Source organism: Streptomyces sp. NPDC060198 (assembly GCF_042728415.1).
Taxonomy (GTDB): domain Bacteria; phylum Actinomycetota; class Actinomycetes; order Streptomycetales; family Streptomycetaceae; genus Streptomyces.
The window spans coordinates 1-17,714 of record NZ_JBHWZJ010000135.1 but is presented as its reverse complement, the minus strand read 5'-3'; the positions used below and the strand labels follow the sequence as shown (position 1 = coordinate 17,714).

The window sequence follows — 17,714 nt, the reverse complement described above, 5'->3', positions numbered from 1 at the left end:
CTCCCCCGTGCCGGTGCCCGGGGTGGCCTCGGTGCCCTCGGTGCCGGTGGGGGAATCACCGCCGGTCGACGGCTCCGGCGCCGGGTCGGCCGTGCCCGGGTCGCTGCCCCGGACGACGGAGCCCACGGTCGTACCGTTGCCGCCGCTGAGGTCGTTGCCCGAGATCAGCTCGAATCCGGTGATCCCGAGCATCGACACGACGAAAACCACGACGGCCGCCAGGACGGGCTTGCGCCGGCTGCGGCGGGCGGAGCCGTGGGTGGTCGCCTCCGAGAACCCCTCGTCCGGTCCGTGCTCTCCCGGCGGCAGGCCGGCGCCGGTGATCCGCAGCAGCCGGGTGGCGTCGTCCTGCTCCGCGGCCGGGGCGGGGACCGCACGCAACAGCCGGGTCCGGTCCTGGTCCTGGCCGAGCAGCCGCGTACGGGGGTCCGGATCGTTCGCCCGGGTGCCCGCGACGCCGGCCCGCGCCGGTCCGGTCGGTTCACCGGTGAGATCCAGCAGCCGCGTACCGTCGGCGTCGGCGTCGGCACCTTCCGGGAAGTACGTGGCGCCCCCGCGTCCGCGAGTCGTCTCGCGGGTCCGCACGGCGACCTGACGGCCCCCCGGGTGGGTCACCTGCACGGTGACTTCTCGGATCTGCTCGCCCGTGCGGCGGAAGAAGTGCTGGAAGACGGAGCCTCCGCAGGTGGCGACGACGCTCATCACGCCGGCCCCCAGAATCGTTCCGTAGACCCCCAGTTGCGAGGCCGCCACCGCGGCCGCGACCGCGGCCACGGCACTGCCGGCGACCTGCGGCACATTCAGATCTATGCGCCTTTCCTTCGGTTCCGTGTCGCTTTCCGGCTTCTGAACCATTACCAGCCCTTGCTTGACATCTCTCCCACCCTGCACCAGGAAGAGACCTTTGGGCGAAGCGGATAGTTCCGTTTCTGGTGATTCTGTGAACAGGGACACGCGTCACGAGCAAAAGGGCGGCGAATGGGTATAGGCACCCTCATGCCCGTCGTCAACCACCGTCGCCGTCGACACCCGTCGACAACTCGGACGGCGTGCCGGTCCACCCCGGTGGCCCGAATGGAGTACTGTGACGAGCCCTGGGGCCGGACTCCCGCAAGGGTGATCCGGGTCCTGCGGGAGGGGGCCGAAGGCGGCACTCGAACCGGCGGCGCCGACGCATCGCACGGAGACCCGTTGCACAGGGTGGCCGCACCGGTCGTTCTGCGCCACCATGGGTGACCGTGTCACGACGGCGTACCAGGGCCAAGGCCCGACACACGCCGGGCAACTTGGCAAGGTTGTGGCAGGCTGCACCCGGGCAGGCCACACTCGACTAGCGGAAGCAGCGACGCACGTGACGTCGGCAGGCACCACCCGGGAGGTCCCCATGCCCGAACTGCGTGTCGTGGCCGTCTCCAACGACGGCACACGACTGGTGCTCAAGGCTGCGGACAGCACGGAGTACACGCTTCCGATCGACGAGCGTCTCCGTGCCGCGGTGCGCAACGACCGCGCGCGGCTCGGACAGATCGAGATCGAGGTGGAGAGCCACCTCCGCCCGCGGGACATCCAGGCCCGGATACGAGCCGGTGCCTCCGCCGAGGAGGTCGCCCAGTTCGCCGGGATTCCGGTCGACCGTGTCCGCCGCTTCGAGGGCCCCGTGCTCGCGGAGCGCGCCTTCATGGCCGAGAGGGCCCGGAAGACTCCCGTACGCCGTCCCGGCGAGAACACAGGCCCCCAGCTCGGCGACGCCGTGCAGGAACGTCTGTTGTTGCGCGGCGCGGACAAGGAAACGGTTCAGTGGGACTCCTGGCGCCGCGACGACGGCACCTGGGAAGTCCTGCTGGTCTACCGCGTGGCGGGGGAACCGCACTCGGCGAGCTGGACCTACGACCCGCCGAGGCGGCTGGTCCAGGCCGTGGACGACGAGGCGCGCTCCCTCATCGGCGAGTCGGACGCCGCGGCTCCGGAGCCGAGCTTCCCGTTCGTGCCGAGAATCGCGCGGCTGCCCCGGGACCGTCCGCTGGACCGCGCCCTGGACCGGCAGATGGAGCGGCACGCCGAGCCGGAGGAGTACTCCGGTCCGACGGCCGCCGAACGCGATTCGCTGACCAGCCTGCTGGAAGCGGTACCGAGCTTCCGGGGCGACATGGTCGTACCCGAGCGGCCCTCGCAGCCCGAGCCGGCGGCGATCGAACCGGCCGTCGAGGAGCCGGCGGCGGACGAGCCACCGGCCGCGGCGGCGTCGGCGGGAGCCGGTTCCGCCTACGCCGACGTGCTGATGCCGCGCGCCGTCGCGGGACACCGTGACCGGCTGACCGGGACCACCGACCGCCAGGCCGAGGCGGACGGCGTCCGCCCGGGCCGCCGGGCTGCGGTGCCCAGCTGGGACGAGATCGTCTTCGGGACCCGGCGTAAGAAGCAGGACTGATCAGGACCCTTACGGACCGCAGGGGCCGCACGCGTGACGCGTACGGCCCCTGCGACTGTTTCCGGACACTGTCCGGCGGCGGTTCCTACTGGGGGTCCGGTCCGGTCGCGACCGGGCGCGAATCGTCCGAGGACCACTCGGACCAGGAGCCCGGATACAGCGCCGCCCGCAGTCCGGCGATCTCCAGGGCGAGCACCTCGTGGGCCCCGGAGACGCCGGAGCCGCAGTAGACGCCGATCTCGCCGTCGCGGGTGGCACCGAGGGCGGCGAAGCGCTCGGCGAGCCGCGCGGCGGGCAGGTAGCGCCCGTCCGCGCCCACGTTCTCCCCGGTCGGGGCCGAGAGGGCGCCCGGAATGTGACCGCCCACCCGGTCGATCGGCTCGACGTCGCCCCGGTAGCGCTCACCGGCGCGCGCGTCGAGCAGCACTCCGGTACGGGCCAGAGCTGCCGCGCCGTCGGCGTCGAGCACCGGCAGCTCACCGGGCTTCGGCCGGAAATCGCCTTCCTGGGGGCGCGGGACATCGGTGGACAGCTCACCGTCCCACGCCGCGAGACCCCCATCCAGCACCCGGACGTCCCCGTGCCCCGCCCAGCGCAGCAGCCACCAGGCACGGGCCGCCGCCCAGCCCTGGCCACCGTCGTAGACCACCACCGCCCGGTCCGCGGAGATCCCCGCCCGGCGCATCGCGGCGCCGAAGCTCTCCGGGTCGGGCAGGGGATGACGGCCGCCACCGGCTCCGGCCGGGCCGGCCAGTTCGGTGTCGAGGTCCACGTAGACGGCTCCGGGCAGGTGACCGGCCTCGTAGGCGGTCCGGCCGTTGGGGCCGCCCAACTGCCAGCGGACGTCGAGGACCACGGGCGGGCGGGGCCCTGCCGACTCGCCCGCGTATTCGGATGCGGTGATGATGGGCTTCATGAGGGCCATCCTCGCGCAGCGACCGGCCCCGGGGTGTGGCGTCCGCGTGAACGCGGACGACATGTGCGTCACACCGGACAAATCGGTCCGGTTCTGCCGAGAACGCGCGCCGCGCGGCGCGGCCGGTGCGTCTCCGGGCCCAGGTGGTGCGAGCATCGGGGCGGGGCGTACGAGCCGTACCGCACCCCTGGACGGCGGACCGCCCCCGATCTGCCGCACGGCCACCACGATGGTCCGAGGAGAGAAAGACGATGACCGAGGCTGTCTCCCGGCGCACACCCGGCACGCCCTGCTGGGTGAGTCTGATCGTGCACGGCCTGAGCGCCACCCAGGACTTCTACGGCGCCCTCTTCGGATGGGAGTTCAAGCCCGGCCCGGAGCAGCTCGGCCCGTACGTGCGCGGCAGCCTCCACGGCGAGGAGATCGCGGGTATCGGCCAGTTGCCCCCGGACCGTCATCTGCCGATCGCCTGGACGACCTACCTCGCCACCGATGACGCGGACGCCACCGCCGAGACGATCCGTTCCTGCGGAGGCACGGTGGCGGTCGGCCCTCTCGACGCGGGTCCGGCCGGCCGGCTGGCCATCGCCTCCGACCCGAACGGCGCGGTCTTCGGTGTCTGGCAGGCCGCCCGGCACATGGGGACGCGGCTCTGGGGCGCACCGGGTACCCCGGTCTGGAACGAGCTGATCACCCGGGAGACGTCCTCGGTCGCCAAGTTCTACCAGGCGGTGTTCGGTTACGAGGTCCAGGCGGTCGTCTCCGCCGACTTCGACTACCAGACACTGCACTTGGACGGCCGCCCGGTGGCGGCCCTGCACGGAGTCGGGCACGCCCTGCCGCGTGACCGGGGACCGCACTGGATGACGTACTTCGAGGTCGAGGACACCGACGTGGCCGCTGCCCGCGTGGTGGAACTCGGCGGGCACATCCTGCAGCCGCCGCGCGAGGGCACGAGCGGCCGGCTCGCGACGGTCTCGGACCCGGAGGGTGCGGCCTTCACCATCGTGCGGAGCGGCGAGGGCTGACCGGCGGGCGGGCGCGGTCAGCGACGGGGGTCGTACGTCAGCACCTTCACCTGGCGCAGCGTCAGCACGGTCTCGGCGTTCTGGACACCGGGGGTCGCACCGATACGGTCCGTCAGATAGGCGTACAGATCCTGGGTGGTGCGGCACTGGACGGCGGCGACGATGTTCGCGCGGCCGCTGACCGCCGCCGCGAACCGCACCTCGGGGTGGGCCGCCAGCGTCTTGCCCACCGCGACCAGATCGGCGGGCGCCACGGTGAGCCAGAGCATGGCCCCCACACCGTGGCCGAGAGGTTCGTGGTCGTACTCGACGTCGAAATAGAGGGCGCCGCTGCGGCGCAGCCGGTCCAGCCGCCGCTTGACCACGGCTTCGGACTGGCCGGTCCTGCTCTGCAGTTCGGCCATCGGCGCCCGGCCGTCCCGGCGGAGCACATCGATCAGCGCCTCGTCCACGGCGTCGAGGGTCACGGGCCCGGCGGGAGGCTCCCCGAGCCGGGGGCGCAGAGCGTCCTCCTGCTCGGGGGTCAGGGCGTCGATCTTGCTCAGCCAGTCCAGCGGACCGCCGTAGAACTGGTTCAGTACGCAGTGGGCGCCGACCTGGACGACGCGCGGGGTGCGCGGCAGCCGCCCGAGCAGGAGTTCGTCGCGTTCCTGGCGGGTGCGCGGCCGCATCACACACATGACCTCGGTGCCGCCGGACATGAGGCTGATGTAGAACGTGTCGGCGCGGCGCGCGAGCGCGGTGGCGAGCGGTTCGGCGGCATCGGGCGTGCAGCGCAACCGGACGATCCAGCTCGACCGCCCGAGCTTGGTCTCGTCGGTCACCCCGACCACGCGGAAACCGGTGTCGCGGCGTAGCCCCGTGAAGCGGCGCGCGACGGTCTTGTCCGAGACGCCGAGGACGTCCGCGACCTGGACGAAGGAGGCACGGCCGTCGAGTTGGAGGGCCTGCATCACCTTCAGGTCCAAGGCGTCGGGCAGGGCCACCGTGCATCTCCGATCCGTCTGTCCGTCCGGTGCGCGCGTACGGCCCGGACGTCCGTCGTCTGCGCGTGCGCGGACCGTACGACGGCCCGCCCCCCCCCACCAGCATGCCCGCTCGCGCGGAAAGCGCTGGTGGGGGGGCGGCTGAGGTGGTCCGTCAGCCGTGGTCCGGTCCGGTGCCCGCAGCGGCCGGTGCGCCCGTGCGCGCCTCGCCGTCGGCGGCCCGGACGAGGAGGCCGGTGCTTCCCGCCGCGGGGACGGAAGGTGTGGCGCCGCGGGGGCGCAGGGTGACGGCCGCGACGATCGCACCGCACAGCATGAGAGCTGCCGAGACGACGAGGCAGAGGTGGAGGCCGTCCACGAAGGAGAGCGACAGCGCGTGGAGGGCGCGCCCCGTGTCGGCGCCCAGTGGCATCCCGGCGACGGCCTCCAGGCCGCCGCGATCGACGGCCGCGGTGATGCGCTCGCCGGCCGCCCCCGTGAGCTCTTGGTCGGTCAGGTGCCCGGGGAGGGCGCCGACCGCCTTCGTGGTCAGCAGCGCCCCCAGGATGGCGGGGCCGAGAGCCGCGCCGACCTGCCGGAAGGCGTTGTTGCCCGCCGCCGCCATGCCGGCCTGGTGAGGCGGTACGGAGCCCACGGCGGTTGCGGTGATGCAGGGGAACGCGATGCCGAGGCCGGTGCCGAGCAGGGCGAGCCGCCAGGCCAGCGAGGCGAAGGAGGTGTCGATGCCGATGGTGGTCAGCGTGCAGAGCCCCACCGTGGCGATCAGCAGCCCACCGGTGATCAGGAGTCGGGCCGAGAGCCGCTGGGCGAGGCGGCCGAAGACGGCGCCCAGGATGAGCGGCATGATCGTGACCATGAGGAGGCGCGTTCCCGCCTCCAGCGTGGTGAGCTGCTGCACCATGCCGAAGTAGAGGCTGAGCACGAAGAAGAAGCCGATCAGCCCCAGGAAGCTGATCATGACGACCAGCGTGGAGCCGGTGAAGGCCGGGCTGCGGAAGATGCGCAGGTCCAGCATCGGGCTGTCGCTGCGGCGCTCGGCCAGCACGAAGACGACTCCGCAGATCACCGCGATCGCCAGGGCCGCGAGGACCTGCGGTTCGGTGAAGGAGGACGCTCCGCCTTCGATGACCCCGTAGACCAAAGCCGTGATGGCCACGGCAGCGGTGATCTGACCGGGCCAGTCGAGCTTGCGGGGGTAGGGCGACCGGGATTCGTCGAGCAGCCGCACACCGGCGGCCATCGCGGCGAGGGAGAGCGGGATGGGCAGGAGGAAGATCCACCGCCAGTCCGCGTGGGCGGTGATCGTGCCGGCGATCAGCGGGCCGACGGCGAGCGCCCCCATGAGGAAGGTCGTCCAGAGGCCGATGAACTTGCCGCGTTCGCGGTGGTCGGGGACCACGTGGCTGATGAGCGCGAGGGTCATCGGCAGCAGTGCGGCGGCCCCGGCACCGGAGAGGGCCTGTCCGATCCAGATCATGGTGATCGACTGGGCGCAGAGCGAGACGGTGGCACCGGCGGCGCAGAGTGCGAGCCCCGCCTGGAAGACCATCTTGCGCCCGTGTACGTCACCGAAGACTCCGGCCGTCAGGATCAGAGCGGCCACCGGCAGGACGAAGGCGTCCGAGACCCACGAGAGGTCCGAGGTGGAGGCGCCGAGAGCTTCCTGGATGACGGGGAGGCTCACCGACACTGTGGTGATCGGGAAATAGGCCACGAACACGCCTATGCAGGCCATGACCAAAGTGGCCGCGCGCCGGTCGGGGGCGCGGCCGATGGTTGGGGGTGTGCTGTTCACGGAGAGCTCCTCCGCGGCGGGTGCCCGCCGCTGTCTTTCGATGCCAGACGGAACTATGCGGACAAGGACCGCACGGGTGCCAGTCGGCGGGCCCCATAGCCGGATTCTCGACATCGCGGAACTCCGAACGCCGGATTCTCGGCATCCGGGAGCGGGAAGAGGGGGCGGGCGGACGCCCCCTCGTGGTCACGCCCCGGGCCGTCAGGAGCAGTACGCGGGCGCCTCGTCGACGTTGTCCCGGGTGACCAGGAGGATCGGGGCGGAGGTGACCTTCTCGACGGAGCTTCCCGCCATCAGCCCGAGGCTGTTCCGCACCGCCAACTGACCAAGGGTCGATGCGGAGTTGGCCACCGTGGCGGCGAGCCGTCCGTCCTTGACCGCCTGGAGACCCTCGTCGGTGCCGTTCACGGTGACGATCTTGACGTGGGCCCCGGCCGCGTCGAAGACCTGCCGGGCGCCCAGGGCCATCTCCTCGTTCGCCACGAAGGCGTAGTCGAGATCGGGATGGGCCTCGATCATGTCCTGCGCGGATTCACGGGCCTTGGCCGGATCGAACATCCCCGGAAGCTCCGAGACCATTTTCGCGTTCGCCGGAAGGGCCTCCTGGAACCCGGCGACCATCAGGTCCGAGGCCGCGCCGGGGGCTCCGGCGATCACTCCGACCTTGACGCTCCGCCCCGCCGCGTCCTGTTCGACCCAGCCCGCGTCGAGTGCGCCGAGCCGGCCGAGGTCCACCACCACCGCGCCGAGCACCCCCGAGAGGTCTTCCACGTTCACCGAGGTGAGGAAGATCGGGATGCCGGCGGCCCGTGCCTTGGCCACGTCCACGTCGAGGGTGTCCACGTCCACGGTCTGGACGATCAGCTCGTCCACGTCCCGCGCGATCAGGTCTTCTATGTTGGAGAGTTCGGTGACCGGGTTCTGCGACGAGTTGGCGACGACGAGGTGGGCGCCCTGGGATTTCGCGGTCTGTTCCATCGCCTTCTGCAGACAGGTGTGGAAGACGGTGCCGGCTCCGTTGACGAAGCCGATCTCCGTCGAGCCGTCGTCCCCGCCCGCGCTGTCGTCGGACGAGGAACACCCCGCGAGCAGGGAGACCAGGGCGGCTGCGGCGGCCAGCCGACCGGGGACACTGCGCGGCGAAGAAGTCATGAATCGGCCTTATCTGCGGTGGGCGGATCACACGAGGGGCGATGGTTCGCGCGGCCGGACCGGGTCGGTGAACGGCGCGCCCGGGGCGCCCGAACGCGCCCGGACGAAGGCATGCCGGGGTCGCCGTACGGACATGCCGCAGGAGCCGGCGCGGTCGCTCGGACGCCCCGGACGTCCGGCGGCGGCGCACAACGTAACGCGCGTCCGGCCCGGCCAACCCCCACGCGGCGCGCAAGGTGTGGTTGCAGGGAACGGGATCAAGGAACGGGCGTCGCGTGGATCGGCGTGGACCAGGCACGACCAGGCGTGAAGGCCGGGGCGGAGGGCGCGGGCGGCGGCAGGGCAGTCGTGACCGGGATGTCACGGTCACGCCCTCGACCGCGTGGTCCTCCTGGTGGTCGAGGTCAGCCGCGCCGGCCCCGGAGGCGGTCGTAGGAGCCCTCGTCGCCCACCAGGACCGAGGTGACGGACGCCGGCCCGTCGGCGTCCCGCACGACCTCCCGCGAAGCCTGCCGGGCGAAGCCCGGTCACACCCCGGGGATCACCGGACATGCGGGGCGAGAGGCGTAGACCGTCCGGCGCCGTGCGGTGGCGCGCCGGAAGAGCTGCCCCGAAGGGGTGCTGAACACCTCGTCGCCCTCCAGCGGCAGCCGCGCGCTGGAGGTTCGGCCCTCACCCGGCCACCAGACACCTCGACGGCGGTGGCCCGGGCCCCCTTCCGCCGGCACCTGTACACCGCCGTGGCCGAGGGTCCGGGACGACCTCGCCGAACCCCGTACCCCGGCGCCGCAGCACCCTGGGCCGGCCCCATCCCCCGGGCACCGCGGTGAACACCTCGTCGAGCGGCGCGCCCAGCGGGATCGGCTCGACTGCGCGCGGTGGGCCGAGTACCGGATCCATGGCCCGCCCTCGGTCCTTCGGCGCCGCGTCGTCGCCGCACGACGTGGATCAGGGGTCGCCGGGGCCACCGGGAGAGCGGCGCCGGCCGGCCCGCGGGCGGGACAGCCGACAGCCCAGGACGCAATGACGGGTCGTCAGACCTGGTTCACCGGGAGGACGTCCGGCGACAGGGCGCCCGCGTGGGCGGTGGCGGAGGTGGCGCGGCGCCGGTGGTGACGGCGGCAGAGCACCTCGTAACCGACCTCCTTGGCCGGGCGGTTGACGTCACCGACCACGACCTGTTCGCCCTCGACGACCATCTCCCCGTCCACCGTGCGGGCGTTGTGCGTGGCGCGGGCGCCGCACCAGCACAGGGCTTCCACCTGGAGGTGTTCGAGACGGTCGGCCAGCTCGATCAGGCGCTGCGAACCGGGGAAGAGCTTCGTGCGGAAGTCGGTGGTGATCCCGAAGGCGAAGACGTCCATCCCGAGGTCGTCCACGATCCGGGCGAGCTGGTCGATCTGCGACGGGGCCAGGAACTGCGCCTCGTCCACGATCACGTAGTCCGCCTTGCCGCCCTGGGACAGCTGGTTCACCACGTACGCGTAGAGATCCATGCCGTCGGCGGCCTCGACGGCTTCCGTCACCAGCCCCAGCCGCGAGGAGAGCTTCCCTTGGCCCGCCCGGTCGTCGCGGGTGAAGATCACGCCCTGGAGCCCGCGCGCGGACCTGTTGTGACCGATCTGCAGGGCCAGCGTGCTCTTTCCGCAGTCCATCGTTCCGGAGAAGAACACAAGCTCGGGCATGAGAGGTCGGACGCCTTTCGACATGGGGGGTGGCAGGGGGGACGCGCCGGTGGGGCGGCAGCGTCAGGTGCGTACTTCGAGAAGGGGGACGAGCTGCTCGACCGGGGTCAGCGAACCGTGCATCCCGACCATCGCGGACTCGTGCGGCTCGTTGGACGAGGCGGTGATCACCACGTCGTCGTGAGCGGCGGCGACAACGTCGCCGATGCGGCCGTGGACGCGCTCGTCCACCTCGGGGCCGAACCATCCGGCGGCGATCGCCTCGTCCCGGCTCGCCACCCAGAACTGTTCGCCGAGCACTTCCTGCCAGACGGTCAGCACGTCGGCCTGGGCTCCGGGCACGGCGTAGACGTGACGAGCACGGCCCTCCCCGCCCAGCAGGGCGACGCCCGCGCGCAGCTCCCAGTCCTCGTCGAAGTCGATGCGGGACTGCTCGTCGAACGGGATGTCGATCATGCCGTGGTCGGCGGTGACGTAGAGGGCCGAGCGGGGCGGCAGCTGCTCGGCAAGACGCCGGGCGAGGCCGTCGACGTACATCAACTGCCCGCGCCAGGCGTCGGAGTCGGTACCGAAGCGGTGGCCCGCTCCGTCCACCTCGCTGTAGTACGTGTAGACCAGCGACCGGTCCCCGGCGGCCATCCGCTGGGCCGCGACGTCCATGCGTTCCTCACCGGCGAGGCGGCCCAGGAACGAGCCGCCGCTGAGCGCGACCTTGGTCAGCGGCGTCTGCTCGAAGGCGGGCGCCGAGACCTGGGCCGTACGCACCCCCGCCGCGTCGGCGAGGCCGAAGACGGTGGGGTACGGCTGCCATGCCTTCGGCGAGGTCCACGGCTTCCAGCGGAGCTGGTTCATCAGCCCGCCGGTGGCGGGATCGCGCACGGTGTACCCGGGCAGCCCGTGCTTGCCGGGCGGCAGGCCCGTACCGACCGAGGCGAGGGAGGTCGCCGTCGTGGCGGGGAAGCCCGCGGTGATGGGACGGCCGGTGCCGCCGCGCGAGGTGGGCAGCAGGGAGTGCAGGAACGGGGCCTCGTCCGGATGCGCCTTGATCTGCTCCCAGCCGAGGCCGTCGATCAGGAAGACGCAGTTGCGGTCGGCGGGAGTGAGTTCCGGGATCGAGGCGGTGAAGCCGGGCACTTCCATCCCCGCGACGAGGGTCGGCAGCAGATCCGCGAGGGACCCGGTGCCGTACTCGGGCACGGGGGCGGTGTCGAGCGGGAGCAGCACGGGGTCCTGCCAGGCGGGCTGGACCATCAGCGGTTGGTCGCCGCGTTCGCGGCCGTGGCCGCGGTGGCCGCCGTGGCTTCACTGAGTGCCTGGGCGAAGGCGAGCGTCTGGCGCACGGTGTCCGGGCCGTCGCCCGCCTCACTGACCCGCAGGCTGAGGTCGTCGGCGGTGGAGCTGCCGGTGTAGCCGTGGTCGGCGTCGCAGTCGGGGTCGCCGCAGGCGGCCGGTTCGAGGTCGATGCGGGAGACCGCGCCCCAGCCGATGGTGAGGACGACCTCGCGGGGCAGCGAACCGGCCACGTATTTCTCGGGGTCCGCCACCACGCGGCTCACCACGACGGACGAGATCCGGCCGAGGTGCACGGACTCCGTGGAGGTGGTCGCGTACGGCGTCGGCGACTCGGTCTCGGAGGTCTGCTCGTCGGTGTGGCTGACGATGAAACGGGTGTCCGTCAGGACCAGGACCGTGGCATGGCGTCGGACTTCGTTGGAGTCGAAGGTCGTCTCCTGGTGCACGAGGTACGAGGCGACCGGCTCCCCGCCGACGGCGGCCTCCACCGCCTCGGCCACGAGGGCCGGGTAGTAGCCGCTGCGCTCGATCGCCGCGCGCAGCCCCTGGGTCGTCGTACCGGTCTTTGCCATGACCCCCATCTTACGGGCCCCGGTGACCGCCGGGGACTCTGCGGGGAGGGTGGGCCCGGTCAGTAGTTCGGCAGTCGGCGGGGTCCGAGATCGGTCCGCGCGGGCGGCGGGGCGAGCCGGACGCTCGCGCCGAGGACGGTCAGCCCCTGCGGGGCCACCACGACCGGTTCCAGGGTGACCGAGACCACCTCGGGATGGTCGTCGACCAGGCGGGAGACCCGGAGCAGCAGTTCTTCCAGTGCCCGGGTGTCCACGGGCGAGGAGCCGCGCCAGCCGAAGAGCACGGGAGCCGCGCGGATGGAGCGGATCAGTTCTGCTGCGTCCCGGTCGGTGGCCGGAACCAGCCGGTGGGCGATGTCCCCGAGGAGTTCGGAGGGGGTGCCCGCGAGACCGAAGGAGAGCACGGCACCCGCAGCGGCGTCGATCGTGGCCCGCACGACGGTGTCGACGCCCCGGGGTGCCATGGACTGTACGACGGGCTGGAGTTCGGCGGGCTTGCCGAGGAGCTCGGTGAGTTCGCCGTACGCCCGTCGCAGCGCGTCTTCCCCGGCGAGGTCGAGGCGGACGCCGCCCAGGTCGGCGCGGTGACGCAGATGGGGTGCGGTGGTCTTGAGGGCGACCGGCCAGCCCAGTCGCACGGCCGCGGCCACGGCGGCGTCCGGGTCGGGGGCGGGGAGCGTGGCCCGTACGTCGATGCCGTAGCCGCGGAGCAGCTCGCGGGCTTCGTCGTGTCCGAGCGGCCGGCCGCGCGGATCGGGGGTCGGGCCGAGCAGCGCGTCGATGAGCGCCGCGGTGCCGGGCTCGTCGATGGTGTCGTCCAGGAACTCGGGCACCCTGCCCGGAACGGCGGCCTGGCGGCGCCACTGGGCGTACTTGACCGACTCGCTCAGCGCGCGGACGGCCCGTTCGGCGGCCGGATAGGCGGGGATACGGCCGGTGGGGGCCTGGGTGTGGGCCCCGGGTTCCGCGGACGCCCCGGCGGGGGGCGGCGGTACGGAAGCGGTCGCCACGGGCGCCTCCGTGGGCGGTTTCGCGGGTGTCTCCGTGGGCGGGCCCGTCATGGGGGCGGCCTGCGCGGCCAGACCCGTCACGGCCGGGCGTGTTCCGGCCGTGGCCGCCAGGGCCTGGGCGAGTCCGCCGATCTCCAGGTGCACGACGGCCACCGGCTTGGCGGCACCGGCGGTGCGCTCCGCCACCGCCTCGTGCAGGGCTGCCGCCAGCACCTCGCCGTCGCCGCTCTGCACCTCTCCCTCGACCCCGACCAGCGGGATCGCGGTCACGATCACCGCGTCGCACGTCGGGTCGGCGAGCGCTTCGGCGAGGGCCGCGCGGAAATCCGCCGGCCCGGCCGCCGTGGTCAGGTCGATGGGAGGCCGCGGGCGGAGCCCCTCCGTGAGGCAGGCGTCGTAGGTGAGCAGGCCGAGCGATTCCGAGTTGCCGAGGATCGCCACCCGGGGACCGGCGGGCAGCGGCTGGTCGGCGAGGAGGAGGGCCGCGTCGATCATCTCGGTGACCGTGTCCACCCTGATCACCCCGGCCTGCCGCATCAGCGCGGAGACCGTGGCGTCGGGGATGCGGCTGACGGGCACGGCGTGGCCGGGCGGGGTGGCGCCGCTGTGCCGGGCGCCCTTGACCACCACGACCGGTTTGACGGCGGCGGTGCGGCGGGCGAGCCGGGTGAACTTGCGGGGGTTGCCGAGGGACTCCAGGTAGAGCAGGGCGACATCGGTTTCGGGGTCGTCGAACCAGTACTGGAGGAAGTCGTTGCCGGAGATGTCGGCGCGGTTCCCGGCGGAGATGAAGGTAGAGAGCGCCGCACCGCGCCGGTGGAGACCGGAGAGGAGGGCGATGCCGATGGCGCCGGACTGGGTGAAGAGGCCGATGCGGCCCGGCGCGGGCGATTCGGGGGCGAGCGAGGCGTTCATCCGGACGGCGCCGGAGGTGTTGATGACGCCGAAGGCGTTCGGCCCGATGACGCGCATGCCGTAGGAGCGCGCCTGGCGCAGGAGCGCGCGCTGGCGGTCGCGGCCCTCGGCTCCCCGCTCGGCGTAGTCGGCGGTGAGGACGACCAGGCCCCGCACGCCGTGCTCCCCGCAGTCCGCGACCACTTCGGGGACACGTTCCGCGGGGACGGCGACGACCACGAGGTCGACCGGCTCGCCGATGTCACTGACCGACCGGTGCGCGGGGACCCCGTCGACGCTGTCCCGATCGGGGGCGAAGGCGTGGTTGACGGCGTACAGGCGGCCGGTGAAGCCGGAGTGCAGGAGGTTGCGGAGCACGGTCCGCCCCACGCCGCCCGGGGCGCGGCCGACGCCGACGACGGCCACCGAGGCGGGGGCGAGGAGCCGCTGGACGGAACGGGCTTCGGCGCGCTGTTCGCGGGCGCGCTGCACGGCGAGCGACTCGGCGGTCGGTTCGATGTCGAGGGTGAGGTGGACCGAGCCGTCCTCGAAGCTCCGCTGCTGGGTGTAGCCGGCGTCCCGGAAGACCTTGATCATCTTGGTGTTGGCGGGCAGCACCTCGGCGGCGAAGCGCCGGATGCCGCGTTCCCGGGCGACCGCGGCGATGTGTTCGAGCAGCACCGAGGCGACGCCGCGGCCCTGGTGGGAGTCCTGGACGAGGAAGGCGACCTCGGCCTCGTCGGCGGGCGCGGAGGCGGGACGGCCCTGGTCGTCGATCCGGTCGTAGCGGACGGTGGCGATGAACTCCCCTCCCACCGTGGCCGCCAGCCCCACCCGGTCGACGTAGTCGTGGTGGGTGAAGCGGTGGACGTCCCGGTCGGAGAGCCGGGGGTAGGGCGCGAAGAAGCGGTAGTACTTCGACTCGTCGGAGACCTGCTCGAAGAAACTGACCAGCCGTCCGGCGTCGTCCGGGGTGATGGGTCCGATCCGGGCCGTGCCACCGTCCCGCAGCACCACGTCTGCCTCCCAGTGGTCGGGGTACGCGTGATGCGGACTCTGCTCCGGCGTGGGCTGCATGGGGAAAGCCTACGACCGTCCGGCGCTCCGGGGTGGGTGCGCCCGGAGCGCCACAAGCGCTCGGAGCGTACGGCAGGGCCACCCGCCCGGCCGTCGGTCCACCCGCCCGGCCCGTCGGTCCACCCGCCCGGCCCGACGTTCCGCTCCGACCGCGCCCGGTCACCCGTCCGGGCCGTACGGACACCGCCGTGCCGGGCACGGGTCGCGGCGGATTCGGCGCCGGGGCAGGCTGGGAAGCCCACCGGCGACGTCCGCCGGCGGGAGGGTACGCAGGTCCACGCCCCCATGACACAATGGTCTAGACAAATCGATTACCGGTCAGGACATCGCAGATTCACGAAGGGCAGAACCATGGTTGAGCGCCGCGTCAACGTCGGATGGGCCGAAGGCCTGCACGCCCGCCCCGCTTCCATCTTCGTCCGCGCCACCACGGCCTCCGGGGTCCCGGTGACGATCGCCAAGGCGGACGGCAGCCCGGTCAATGCCGCGTCGATGCTCGCAGTCCTCGGGCTGGGAGCGGAGGGCGGCGAGGAGATCGTGCTCGCCTCCGAGGCGGAGGGCGCGGACGCAGCGCTGGACCGTCTGGCGAAACTGGTCTCCGAGGGGCTCGACGAGCTTCCGGAAACGGTCTGATCCCCCTCCGCCGGACTCCATGACGGAATTCTTCGCTCGGCCCGGCCGCGCCGCCTTCACGGACGGGGCGGCTCAGCCATTTTCGGCTCGGCCTTTTCTCTCGGCAACCGTGACGACAGTAATTCTGGCAGCACGGATAATCCCCCCGTCAATTCACTTCTCTTTGTATACGGTGAGTTTGTTAATGACGGGCACCCGAGGTGTTTACGGGATGTTGCGAAGTGCTCACCCGGGACTGTTTCACCGCTCGGACCGGGCGGCGCGGCCGGTGCGCGGCCAGCGAGCGCTCCGCGTGCTGCATGGCCAGCCCCCTGGCGCGCTCCGCGTCGCCCCGGGCCACCGCGTCCACGAGGGCACCGTGTTCGGCCCACGACTCGACGGGGCGGACCGGCTGCTCGACGGTGTACATCCAGGTGATCTTGTGCCGGAGCTGGGTCAGCAGCGCGATGAGACCGGGGCTGCCCGACGCCTGGGCGAGCGTCTCGTGGAACCAGCCGCCCAGCGAGCGCAGGTCCTCCCCCTCACCCCGGCGGGCCCGCTCCTGCCCCAGCTTGACCAGCCCGCGCAGGACCTTGAGGTGAGCCTCGGTACGGCGCTGCGCGGCCCGTGCCGCACCCAGCGGCTCCAGCAGGAGCTTCACCTCCAGGAGGTCGGCAGCCTCCTGCTCCGTCGGCTCGGCGACACAGGCGCCCGCATGCCTGCGAGTGACCACGAACCCCTCGGACTCCAGGGTCCGCAGCGCTTCGCGCACCGGCACGCGCGAGACGCCGTAGCGCCGCGCCAGAAGCTCCTCGGTGAGGCGACTGCCGCGCTCGAAGACGCCCGAGACGATGTCTTCACGGATTGCCGTGCATACCGAGTGCGCGGGAATGCGCATGTCCGAACCTCCGCCTTAATCCCCGCGAAACGCGGCCGATCGAAGCCTGCACCGTGACTCTATTGCAATCTGAGTGAATTTCCGATGGCGTACCGGAATTCGCACATATCTTTTGCCTGCAGAGCCGGCGGGCCGGAGGTTTTCGGGTGATATGCCGAAGCCCCGGCACGGGGCCGGGGCTTCGGGGCGATCGGGGGACGTCGGGGCTGGTCACGGCCGGTCGGGGCGAGCGCGGAGGCCGGACCGGGACCGCGCGGGTCAGACCGTGAGGCCGTGAGCCCGCAGATACGCCACGGGGTCCATGTCGGAGCCGTACTCCGGTCCGGTGCGCGCCTCGAAGTGCAGGTGCGGGCCGGTCGCGTTGCCGGTGGCGCCGGAGAGACCGATCCGCTCCCCCGACGAGACGGCCTGGCCGACCGAGACACCGATCGAGGAGAGGTGGCCGTACTGGGTGTACGTGCCGTCCGTCATCCGCAGCACGATGTTGTTGCCGTACGCGCCGCCCCAGCCGGCTTCGACGACCGTGCCCGCGCCCACGGCGAGGACGGGGGTACCTGTCGCGGCGTGGAAGTCGACGCCGGAGTGGCTGCCGGAGGACCAGAGGGAGCCGCTCGACTTGTAACCGGTGCTGATGTACGAGCCCGCGACGGGCAGGTGGAAGGAGTTCAGCCGCTTGCGCTCGGCTGCGCGCGCGGCGCGCGCCTTCGCCTCACGGGCTTCCCTGACCCGCACGGCGGCCTCGGCCTTGGCCTTCGCTTCGGCCTTCGCCCTGGCCTCGGCCACGCGGTGCTGCGCCTCCGCCTGGTCGGCGATCCGGTCCGCGATGGAGTCGCCGAGCGCCACGGCCTCGATGAGGCCGGTCGTACGGGGCGACGGGACGGGCGAACCGGCGGCGAGAGCCGGGGAGGCAGTCGCAGCGACGACGCCGGTCGCGGCGAGGGCGGCGACGCCGGCGAACCGGGCGGTGGTGCGCGTCAGACAGCCCGGGGCACGATGGGTCCCGGTGGCACGGGTGAACGCCATGGAGGGGCGGATCCTTTCCTTCCTTCTCGCCTACCGGGTTAGCTGACGGGTTCGGAGCAGGAAGGTCTCCTACGGGCGTTCGCGCCTCTCACGAGACGGGCGTGCCCGATTCACCCCAGGGACTTCACGGGTCCCCGGCTCCCCAGGCTCGCGCCTGACGGGGACTCGGCGATGGCTGTCCGGCACCGCGAGTGCGGTACACAGTCGACGGACAGCCGGATCGACGCTAGGCCGCGGCGCTTTCGATCACCAAACGGACAGCGGGTTTTGTAGCGCATCCCACAGGGCAGACGGGCACGCTCCAGGCAAAGAGGACAAACAGCGCGACCCCGGCGAGATCTCTCC

At 72.4% G+C, this 17,714-nt stretch carries 14 protein-coding genes and 1 riboswitch; of the genes, 3 read left to right on the top strand and 11 right to left on the bottom strand.

Annotated features, from left to right (window positions below; genetic code table 11):
- Positions 1-855 (bottom strand): hypothetical protein (locus ACFWEP_RS18235; protein ID WP_387371313.1); only part of this gene is annotated, 855 nt, incomplete at its 3' end.
- A gap of 529 nt (positions 856-1,384) precedes the next feature.
- On the opposite strand from ACFWEP_RS18235, the gene sepH reads away from it, so the two are divergent.
- Complete coding sequence (gene sepH, locus ACFWEP_RS18230) at positions 1,385-2,428, top strand: septation protein SepH (RefSeq protein WP_387371312.1); 1,044 nt, start codon at positions 1,385-1,387, stop codon at positions 2,426-2,428.
- An 85-nt stretch (positions 2,429-2,513) separates the two neighbouring features.
- Here the strand turns inward: sepH and ACFWEP_RS18225 are convergent, their stop codons facing one another.
- Complete coding sequence (locus ACFWEP_RS18225) at positions 2,514-3,344, bottom strand: sulfurtransferase (protein ID WP_387371311.1); 831 nt, start codon at positions 3,342-3,344, stop codon at positions 2,514-2,516.
- A 251-nt stretch (positions 3,345-3,595) separates the two neighbouring features.
- Here ACFWEP_RS18225 and ACFWEP_RS18220 point away from each other — a divergent pair, with 251 nt between their 5' ends.
- Positions 3,596-4,372 carry a VOC family protein gene (locus ACFWEP_RS18220; RefSeq protein ID WP_387371310.1) on the top strand — a complete coding sequence of 259 codons (777 nt, stop codon included), beginning with the start codon at positions 3,596-3,598 and terminating at the stop codon, positions 4,370-4,372.
- Positions 4,373-4,389: 17 nt separating this feature from the next.
- On the opposite strand, the gene ACFWEP_RS18215 is transcribed toward ACFWEP_RS18220, so the two are convergent.
- From ACFWEP_RS18215 to ACFWEP_RS18185, 7 genes are all read right to left on the bottom strand, one after another.
- Positions 4,390-5,358, bottom strand: a complete 969-nt coding sequence (locus ACFWEP_RS18215; protein ID WP_387371309.1) for an Lrp/AsnC family transcriptional regulator — start codon at positions 5,356-5,358, stop codon at positions 4,390-4,392.
- 154 nt (positions 5,359-5,512) lie between these two features.
- Positions 5,513-7,093: an MFS transporter gene (locus ACFWEP_RS18210; RefSeq protein ID WP_387371314.1), complete on the bottom strand. Its 1,581-nt coding sequence runs from the start codon at positions 7,091-7,093 to the stop codon at positions 5,513-5,515.
- Positions 7,094-7,354: 261 nt separating this feature from the next.
- Complete coding sequence (locus ACFWEP_RS18205) at positions 7,355-8,305, bottom strand: sugar ABC transporter substrate-binding protein (RefSeq protein WP_387371308.1); 951 nt, start codon at positions 8,303-8,305, stop codon at positions 7,355-7,357.
- 1,034 nt (positions 8,306-9,339) lie between these two features.
- The gene (locus tag ACFWEP_RS18200) at positions 9,340-9,990 is read right to left on the bottom strand and encodes a thymidine kinase (protein WP_387371307.1); all 651 of its coding nucleotides are present in this window, start codon (positions 9,988-9,990) and stop codon (positions 9,340-9,342) included.
- 63 nt (positions 9,991-10,053) lie between these two features.
- The gene (locus ACFWEP_RS18195) at positions 10,054-11,241 is read right to left on the bottom strand and encodes an alkaline phosphatase family protein (protein WP_387371306.1); all 1,188 of its coding nucleotides are present in this window, start codon (positions 11,239-11,241) and stop codon (positions 10,054-10,056) included.
- Complete coding sequence (locus tag ACFWEP_RS18190; protein WP_387371305.1) at positions 11,241-11,855, bottom strand: DUF5998 family protein; 615 nt, start codon at positions 11,853-11,855, stop codon at positions 11,241-11,243. Before ACFWEP_RS18190 ends, ACFWEP_RS18195 begins: the two co-directional genes overlap by 1 nt.
- Before the next feature lie 59 nt (positions 11,856-11,914).
- Positions 11,915-14,836: a GNAT family N-acetyltransferase gene (locus tag ACFWEP_RS18185; RefSeq protein ID WP_387371304.1), complete on the bottom strand. Its 2,922-nt coding sequence runs from the start codon at positions 14,834-14,836 to the stop codon at positions 11,915-11,917.
- A gap of 351 nt (positions 14,837-15,187) precedes the next feature.
- On the opposite strand from ACFWEP_RS18185, the gene ACFWEP_RS18180 reads away from it, so the two are divergent.
- Positions 15,188-15,469: an HPr family phosphocarrier protein gene (locus tag ACFWEP_RS18180; protein WP_387371303.1), complete on the top strand. Its 282-nt coding sequence runs from the start codon at positions 15,188-15,190 to the stop codon at positions 15,467-15,469.
- 181 nt (positions 15,470-15,650) lie between these two features.
- Here the strand turns inward: ACFWEP_RS18180 and ACFWEP_RS18175 are convergent, their stop codons facing one another.
- Together ACFWEP_RS18175 and ACFWEP_RS18170 are read right to left on the bottom strand one after the other, a co-directional pair.
- A complete protein-coding gene (locus tag ACFWEP_RS18175; RefSeq protein WP_387371302.1) occupies positions 15,651-16,346 on the bottom strand; it encodes a GntR family transcriptional regulator in 696 nt (231 codons plus the stop codon).
- Positions 16,347-16,604: 258 nt separating this feature from the next.
- Entirely contained in the window at positions 16,605-17,369 is a 765-nt protein-coding gene (locus ACFWEP_RS18170; protein ID WP_387371301.1) for a M23 family metallopeptidase, read from the bottom strand.
- Between the two features lie 13 nt (positions 17,370-17,382).
- A riboswitch (cyclic di-AMP (ydaO/yuaA leader) is annotated at positions 17,383-17,550 on the bottom strand.
- Positions 17,551-17,714 lie beyond the last annotated feature (164 nt).